The organism is Clostridium tagluense (assembly GCF_003865095.1).
GTDB classification, from domain to species: domain Bacteria; phylum Bacillota; class Clostridia; order Clostridiales; family Clostridiaceae; genus Clostridium_AD; species Clostridium_AD tagluense.
In genome coordinates, this window is record NZ_BHYK01000016.1 from 103,647 (window position 1) to 111,612 (window position 7,966).

Sequence of the window (7,966 nt, forward strand, 5' to 3'; positions counted from 1 at the left end):
GGGGATTTGAAAAAAATGAGATGCTTTAAAGATTATAAGAGGGGGTTGTTAACATGAACAGTGAAGATATTGATAAAAGAAATGAGGAAATAGAAAGAAAAGAAGAAGAGATTAGCAATTTAGATAAAAAAATAGATAATGTTAGTTATGAAATGTATGGTGGACCTGATGATTATGATTCAGACGAAGAGCTGGAACGCATGATGAATGACCCTGAACGTGAACTCGCTGAACTTAACAGACAAAAGGAGAAGAAGAAAAATGAAATACTAAAGCTAAAAGTAGACAATGAAATTAAAGATAATAGTAAAAAGTGGAAGGGTAGTATGAAGGGTTACCAAAAGGGAACTCCTGCATCAGACAATGAAACAGATAAGGATTTATTGGATAGGTCGTTGTATTCTAAAGTAATAGCAGAATATTTAGTAAATAGAAAAATAGGAACTCCCTTTAATATAGGTATATTTGGTGAATGGGGAGCAGGAAAATCTTCTTTTTTAAAACTTATTGAAAAAGAAATCATTAAAGAAAATAAATCTTATAATAGTGAAATAAATTATTACACACATGTTGTAAAATATGACGCTTCACAATATAATGAACAGAATAAAATATGGCAATGTATTTTGAAAGAAATATTTAAAGAGTTTGAAGAACAAACAAAATTTAAAGGGAAAGTTAGTTTTTTTTGGAATAGATTTAGAAAACAATTACAGGAAAATTGTTGGAAATATGCTATAAGTGGGATAACCCTAATATTAGTAGTTACATGGTGGATTTTTTTTAATAAAAAGGTAAGTGATATTTCGCAGTTTAAAAAAATTCTTTTTTATGGTTTTGTAGGTATCATCCCATTAACAATGGGAGCTGTGAATATAGTTATACCTTTTATTAAAGGTCAATTAAAAATTGTTAAACCATTATCAGATATGGTAGTGAGCAATATCGAACTACCTGATTATTCAAAGAATTTAGGTATAAGAGAAAATATAAAGAATGATTTAACTGATTTATTAGAAGTATGGTTGAAAAAAGATAAGAAAACTAAAAAATATGAAAAAAGATTAGTAATATTTGTTGATGAATTAGATAGGTGTTCAGAAAAGGGTATTACTGAATTATTTGAAGCTTTACAGTTATTTTTATCAGTAAAACAAATATCAATTGTTATATCAATAAATTTTAGTTCAGTGTATTATGCCTTAAACAAAAAAGTTGATAAAGATATTACAAAATTAGAAAAAATAAGGTTTTGCTTAGATTACTTAGAGAAGTATATTAGCATTCCAATTTACTTTAATAATATAGAGAAATATGATGAATATATCAATAGTTTATTAGATGACGATAAGGTCACTAATAAAGACGAATTAGTTGCACATGAGGAAGTTGCAAGTACGCAGATAGAAGAACTTTTACAAGATGATAAAAAATTTGTTTTTGATACTGATGAAAAAGCTACAATTAAAGAAATTTTAAAAGAGGCAAATAAGTATAGCCATATTACTCCAAGGACACTAAAAAAAATAATTAATATTCTTATAGTATCTAAACAAATTTCTATATTAGTTAATGAAAAGTCTCAGTATGCTGAAATGATTCTGTTTAATAATTATATAAAATGGTTTATTTTTTCATATTTTAATCCTAAAATGTCATTTGAAGTACAAAGCATCATTAAAACAAAAGACTACTATCATAACATGAGAGAAGCATTAAGTTCCTACAAACATGAAGCAGACAGTGATAATCTGATTGAACTATTGATTATAAATATATATGAAGTCAAAGTTAATGAAATAAAAATGTTTAAGAATATATCAAATCATTTTATACCCAATGAAAATAATCTTATTAAATAAATTTGTAATTTAATTTATAATATGATTAGATACGAGTTGTATTTTTCGATTATTTAATTAATATTCATATTTAGGAGTTGGATGAATTGAGTGGAACAAGTTTAGATAGAAGAACGAAAGATACGATTACTAAAATACATGATGAAATATATGAAAAATTTAATCGTACATATATTGATGTATTTCTTTGCGGTGGAGCAAGTAGTCATAAGGATATTTCAACACGAGACTTAGTTCGTAAAGAATTAGATAAAAAAAAGAACATAAGAATTTTATATCCAGAAGATATATTTATTGAAATATTAAATAAAGATAAGGACAGTAATTTACTTAGCTTGGAAAAATTTTTAGCAAATAATTGCGATATTATATGTATAATTTGTGAAAGTGCTGGTTCACTTGTAGAGTTGGGAGCTTTTACTAATAATGATGAAACTATTAATAAGGTAATTGCTGTTATTGAAGAAAAAAGAAAAAAAGATAAAAGTTTTATAATGCTTGGGCCCATAAAAATGATTAAAAGAAAGAATAAAAATAATGTAGTTTTTTATTCTAAAGATAAAATAAGCATACTTAACGATAATTTAGATAAAATGTTCTCAACAAATAGAATAAATAAAATTAACGCTTCAAAATCCAGTGAAAAAAGGACAGTAAATTCTCTAATAGGGTTATATTATTTTATACCTATATTATTTTTTTTCTTTGGTTCTTTGAAATCAGATACCCTATTAGAGTATTTGACTTTTATTTTTCAAGAAAAAGGTTTTAGTCATAAGGACTTAAATATGTTGTACAAGGCTTCGTTAAGACTTTTATATAAGGATAGATATATTAGTAGTAATTCAATAAACAAAAACATTATGTATAAACTAACTGAAAAAGGGTATGAGAACGTAAATAATATATTAGCGAATATTAAAATGCCAAATAAAACAAAGTTGCTTGATTGGATTAAATTTGGTATAATGAACCATAAATATTATTAATTACACCGTTGCTCTTAGAAGTTGCTACCATTACATAAAAGTGTACATAAAATTTACGTATAGGTAGTGGGGGACGTTTCGCTCTTCCTATGTTCGATGTCAAGTCTGTATTTTTAAAAGTATCCGAGTTCCTTAAAGACATTTAAGAAACTCAAATACTTTTCAAAAAGTAATAAGGGTAAGAGGACGGTGTTTTTCATAATGACAACTGATTTTACAAATAGTTTTATTCTCAATTCTTTAAAGTTACCTATAATTACAAATATTGATTCATTAGCGAATACCCTTGGTTTGAGCAAGACAATTATATTTCTTCTATCTCAAAAAACGTCTTACTATTATAAGCCTTTTAAAATATTAAAAAAAGATGGGAATAGTAGACAAATATTTAGTCCGTCTTATTCTTTAAAGTTAGTTCAAAGATGGATTCTTAATGAGATATTAGAAAAAATTGATGTTTCACACGAATCAATGGCATATAAAAAAGGAAATGATAATGGTATTAAAAAAAATGCTGAAATGCACAAATATAATTTGTATTTATTGGAGTTTGATTTAAAGGATTTTTTTACCTCAATAAAAAGGGAAAGAGTTTTTTTCATGTTTAAAAATTTAGGGTATAATAATATGGTCTCTAATATATTAACAAATATATGTACATATAATGATTATTTACCGCAAGGTGGAGTATGTTCTCCTTATATATCAAATTTAGTTTGTTATAGATTAGATAAAAGGTTGTCAGCATTGTGTGGGAAAAGAGGAATTGTTTACACAAGGTATGCGGATGATTTAACGTTTTCATGTGATAATAAGCAATCATTAAAAAAGGTAAAAGATATAATAAAAGATATAATTGAATCTGAGCAATTCAAAATAAATGATTCAAAAACAAGATTGCTTTCACCAACATCACATAAAAGGGTTACTGGAATTACTGTTAATGATAATAAGTTAAAAGCAAATAAAAATATGAAAAAATTAGTTAGGGCAATGATTATAAAATCGTTATTTTCAATGGACTACATAAATAATAATATAATTAAAGGGTACATAGCATTTATTAATTCAATAGAAGATGGATATAAATGCAAGATAATTGAGTATATAAATAAAACAATTAATAAATCGCTTCCATATTCTAATGAAATGGTTATTGCATATAATGAAAATAAATTTTTTAAAGAAACTAACGACATGTGCTATCATGGATATGATAATATTGATGATAAATATGAAGATTATGAAGGTTAACCATTTTAATAACACTTTAAAAAGCAAACTAAGTTTACTGATGATATAAATATATTAATCAAAGAAGGTTTTTAATTTATATAATAATAAATGTGTGTAGATAATTAGAAATAAGTGACTAATAAATGTTGCTAATTTAAAAAAACAAGCCCAGTTCTGTAAAAAAAAAGAATTATCGTTGACTGTTGTCGATGTATTTTTACTTTTTTTCTAAGCAGAACTGGGCTTATTGCTTGTTTTTTGATTTAAACGAGGAGGAGAATTATGGATTATCAAAATAAAACATGGGACGAGGAGGATAAAGAATTTTATCCTAAAAGAAAGGTTAATAATAAAGCAAGTTGGAAAATTCATCACATTATTGGTTCGTTTTATAGTGAGAAGATGGAGCGGACGGTAGAATATGAATCTATGGGCGAGTACATATTTTATAGTTTATTGGAATTGGATAAAGCAGTACAACGATATTATGTTCAACCTATATTTATAGAAATTCCATGTTTAGATAAGTACGGAGTTAAAAAGGTTTGGAACCATGTTTCCGATGTTCTTGTATTTAGAGAAGGTATTAGCCCACAACTATTACAAATAAAGGATAAACCGAGTGAGGCTTTAAATGACGGTAAAAATAAAATCATTAACAATGCCTGTTTAAACTATGCTAAAAATCGCAATTGGAGCTATGACGTTATTTATCCAAAGCAATTATCTGAAAATGTATTGTCTAATATTAAATTTTTAATTGGATTTAGGAAGGTAAGGAAAGAATATGGTCAATTAACATCAAAGTTAATATTAAAACTATCACAACTAAAAAAATCAACAATTATTGATTTATCAAAAGTATTTGAACCTGACATAAATTCATTATATGTCCTGCCTATCATATACCATATAATTGCTAAGGGGAATTTTATAGTGAATGTTAATTTGCCAATAAGTCAATTTAGCGAGGTAGAGGTAGCTTTAGACAATAAAAGTTTTAATCAATATTTTAATGTGGGAGGGATAATTAGTGAAATATAGAGAGCTAAAGGTTAATTCAGAAATATTATTTTATGGGAAAAAATTTATTGTTTTTTCTATAACACCTCCAACGGTTACCTTGAAAAGATTAGCAGATGGAGAATTTATAGAGGTGAGATTTGTTGAGTTAGTAGAGAAGGCTAAGTTTAAAACAGGTAAATTTACAATACAAGCAAATACTCCAGATATAGCAAATAGCAAATCATGGCTATCATTACTTCCAGATAATAAACGTGAAAAAGTATCTGCAAGGTATAATCTTATAAAGCCAATACTTGATTTGGAAAAAGCAAAAAATAACGATATTAAACTCATTCATCATTTTAAGGATAATTATAAAGAATTTATTTTGGAAAATGAAGATATAAAAAAACTGAATCAGCAAATTCTTATAGACCGTATTTCAAAAATAAATGGTATATCAGAAAGAACGGTAAAAAGGTATTTGGCGAATTATAGGAAAGCGGAGAGTGAAGTTGATAATTGGGGAGAAGAAGGGCTTATATCAAAATCAGGAATTGGATATACTCAACGTACTGATAATAAAATGATTGAAATATGCAATCCGAATAAACCAGAGGAGGTGTTAGATGTTATAAATGTACGGATTGCTTCGGAGTATATACCAATTATTAAGCAAGTAATTGAGACCGAATACCTAACATTTAAAAGTATTAGCATTAAAGCAGTATATGATGATATAGAGGCTATTTGTACAAAAAAAGAGATTATTCCTCCTAATCAGATTACCATTTATAAAATAATGAATAGGTTTGTTTCTGGTATACTAAAATCAATGCAGACCGGCCTTTAAAAAACCAAGCATAAAATGGAAAAATCCATTGCCAGCACCCTCAAAATATACTATCCTTTTTAGTGACGAAACTGAAAAGGAGAACGAGGAGATGCTAACAATGGAACACATATATCGTATCAGACATTTGAGGAAATTTGAAGGAAAAAGTTTAAGAAAAATTGCGGAAATTACTGGGCATGATTTTTCTACAGTAAAAAGATATGTTGATAAAGAAGATTTTAATCTCCCAATGCCCATAAAACAAAAGCGTGAGGGCAAATTATCACCCTACAGAGATATTGTCTTGAAATGGCTCACTGATGATAAGAATGCTCCACACAAACAACAGCATACTGCAAAAAGAATACATGATCGATTAGAAGAACTTTACCCAAATGAGTTTGATGCCCATGAAAGATCCGTAAGAAAATTCGTTGCAAAGCTACGAAAAGAATTGGTGATGGTTACCGATGGATTTCTACCACTAGAGCATCCACCAGGTGAAGCTCAGGTTGATTTTGGAGAAGCACGTTTTATTGAAAATGGTATTACATATGACGGCAATTATCTTAATATATCTTATCCACATAGCAATGGTGGCTATATGCAACTCTTTAAAAGTCAAAATCAAGAATGCCTATTAGAAGGTATGAAAGCAATATTTGAACATGTTGGCGGAGTTCCAATAGCTATATGGTTTGACAATATGTCTACAGCAGTTAAGAAAGTTAAAGAATATGGGAAACGTGATTTAACAAATGGATTTATAAGATTTATGATGCACTATGGCTTTCAAAGTAATTTTTGTAATCCAAATAGTGGTAACGAAAAAGGGTCCGTCGAAGCAAAGGTAGGATACCACCGCCGAAATCTCTTAGTGCCAGTTCCGGAATTTAAGAGTCTAAAAGAATTCAATAAGGAACTTCTTGAAAAATGTGATAAGGACATGAATAGAATGCATTATAAGGGCCATGGGCTTATCAAAGATTTGTTTGAAGAAGATATCATAGAGTTCTTTAAACTTCCGGATGCTCCATTTGAGGTGTATTTGCATCAATTTGCAAAGGCAGACAATTATGGTAAAGCGAAGTTTGATGGAAGACTTTATTCAACATCTCCAAATATGGCAGGTCAACAAGTTATGTTTAAAGTTGGAGCCTATGATATTGATGTGTTAGATTATAACAGTAAACTTATAGTTACTCATAGTAGGCTATATGGAGAGGAAAAAGAATCGATGATTTGGGTTCCTTATTTAGAACTTATGTCTAAGCGGCCTACGGCCCTAAAATACACAGGGCTATTTAATCAATTACCTACAACTATTAAAGAATATATGAATCAATGTAATTATGTAAGCAAAAAGCAAGCACTTAAACTATTTACCAAAATGACAGCAAATACAAATATAGATTCTGCAATAGCAGCATTTGAAGAAAGCATTAAATGTGGGACAAGTGATGTAGATAGTATTTGGGCCACCTATTGCCGATTAACGACCGGCCCTTTACCGGAACTAGAAATTTGTCTTTCTGAAACAGTACCAAAACTTGAGAAGTACACTCCTGACATAACTGTTTATGATAAATTAATGGTTGCAGGAGGACTAAATCAATGAACTCAGATGTATTAATAAAGCATTATTGCAAAGAACTTAGACTAGGAACTAGTTTTTATGAAAACTATGCAGAAATTCAAGCAACGGATTTTGGGGACTTCTTAGCACAAATATTAAAACGTGAAGCTGAAAATAGAGAAGTAGTTAGAAGAAATAGAAACCTTAAATCAGCTGGATTTGATGTTATTAAAACCTTTGAAGATTATATTTTCAAAGATATTCAAGTTCCTCAAGCAATTGATATTGATGATTTAAAAACCGGAGGTTTTATTGATAAGCTAGAGAATTTAGTATTATATGGCCCTGTTGGGACCGGAAAAAGTCACATGGCCACTGCCATAGGAGTAGCTGCTTGTTCTAGAGGTAAAAGAGTAAAGTTCTTTCGTACAGCAGCACTAGTTAATCAATTGAGCGAAGCAAA

At 28.6% G+C, this 7,966-nt stretch carries 7 protein-coding genes; all 7 read left to right on the forward strand.

Going from position 1 to position 7,966, the window contains the following annotated elements:
- Positions 1–53 precede the first annotated feature (53 nt).
- The gene (locus Ctaglu_RS14770) at positions 54–1,862 is read left to right on the forward strand and encodes a KAP family P-loop NTPase fold protein (protein ID WP_125003009.1); all 1,809 of its coding nucleotides are present in this window, start codon (positions 54–56) and stop codon (positions 1,860–1,862) included.
- 86 nt (positions 1,863–1,948) lie between these two features.
- Complete coding sequence (locus Ctaglu_RS14775) at positions 1,949–2,851, forward strand: retron St85 family effector protein (RefSeq protein WP_125003011.1); 903 nt, start codon at positions 1,949–1,951, stop codon at positions 2,849–2,851.
- Positions 2,852–3,052: 201 nt separating this feature from the next.
- Complete coding sequence (locus Ctaglu_RS14780; RefSeq protein WP_125003013.1) at positions 3,053–4,105, forward strand: retron St85 family RNA-directed DNA polymerase; 1,053 nt, start codon at positions 3,053–3,055, stop codon at positions 4,103–4,105.
- Between the two features lie 264 nt (positions 4,106–4,369).
- On the forward strand, positions 4,370–5,131 hold the full coding sequence (locus Ctaglu_RS14785) for a PDDEXK family nuclease (RefSeq protein WP_125003015.1): 762 nt from the start codon (positions 4,370–4,372) through the stop codon (positions 5,129–5,131).
- A complete protein-coding gene (locus Ctaglu_RS14790) occupies positions 5,121–5,945 on the forward strand; it encodes a hypothetical protein (RefSeq protein ID WP_125003017.1) in 825 nt (274 codons plus the stop codon). The genes Ctaglu_RS14785 and Ctaglu_RS14790 overlap by 11 nt, the downstream gene beginning before the upstream one ends.
- 91 nt (positions 5,946–6,036) lie before the next feature.
- The gene (gene istA / locus Ctaglu_RS14795) at positions 6,037–7,545 is read left to right on the forward strand and encodes an IS21 family transposase (protein ID WP_125003019.1); all 1,509 of its coding nucleotides are present in this window, start codon (positions 6,037–6,039) and stop codon (positions 7,543–7,545) included.
- Positions 7,542–7,966: ATP-binding protein (locus tag Ctaglu_RS14800; protein ID WP_185732723.1), on the forward strand; the 425-nt coding region annotated here is incomplete at its 3' end. The genes istA and Ctaglu_RS14800, both read left to right, overlap by 4 nt.

Excerpts from the sequence above, each read along its gene's own strand:
- Ctaglu_RS14770 (WP_125003009.1), top strand. The coding sequence starts at position 54 with ATGAACAGTGAAGATATTGATAAAAGAAATGAGGAAATAGAAAGAAAA.
- Ctaglu_RS14780 (WP_125003013.1), top strand. The coding sequence starts at position 3,053 with ATGACAACTGATTTTACAAATAGTTTTATTCTCAATTCTTTAAAGTTA.
- Ctaglu_RS14785 (WP_125003015.1), top strand. The coding sequence starts at position 4,370 with ATGGATTATCAAAATAAAACATGGGACGAGGAGGATAAAGAATTTTAT.
- istA (WP_125003019.1), top strand. The coding sequence starts at position 6,037 with ATGCTAACAATGGAACACATATATCGTATCAGACATTTGAGGAAATTT.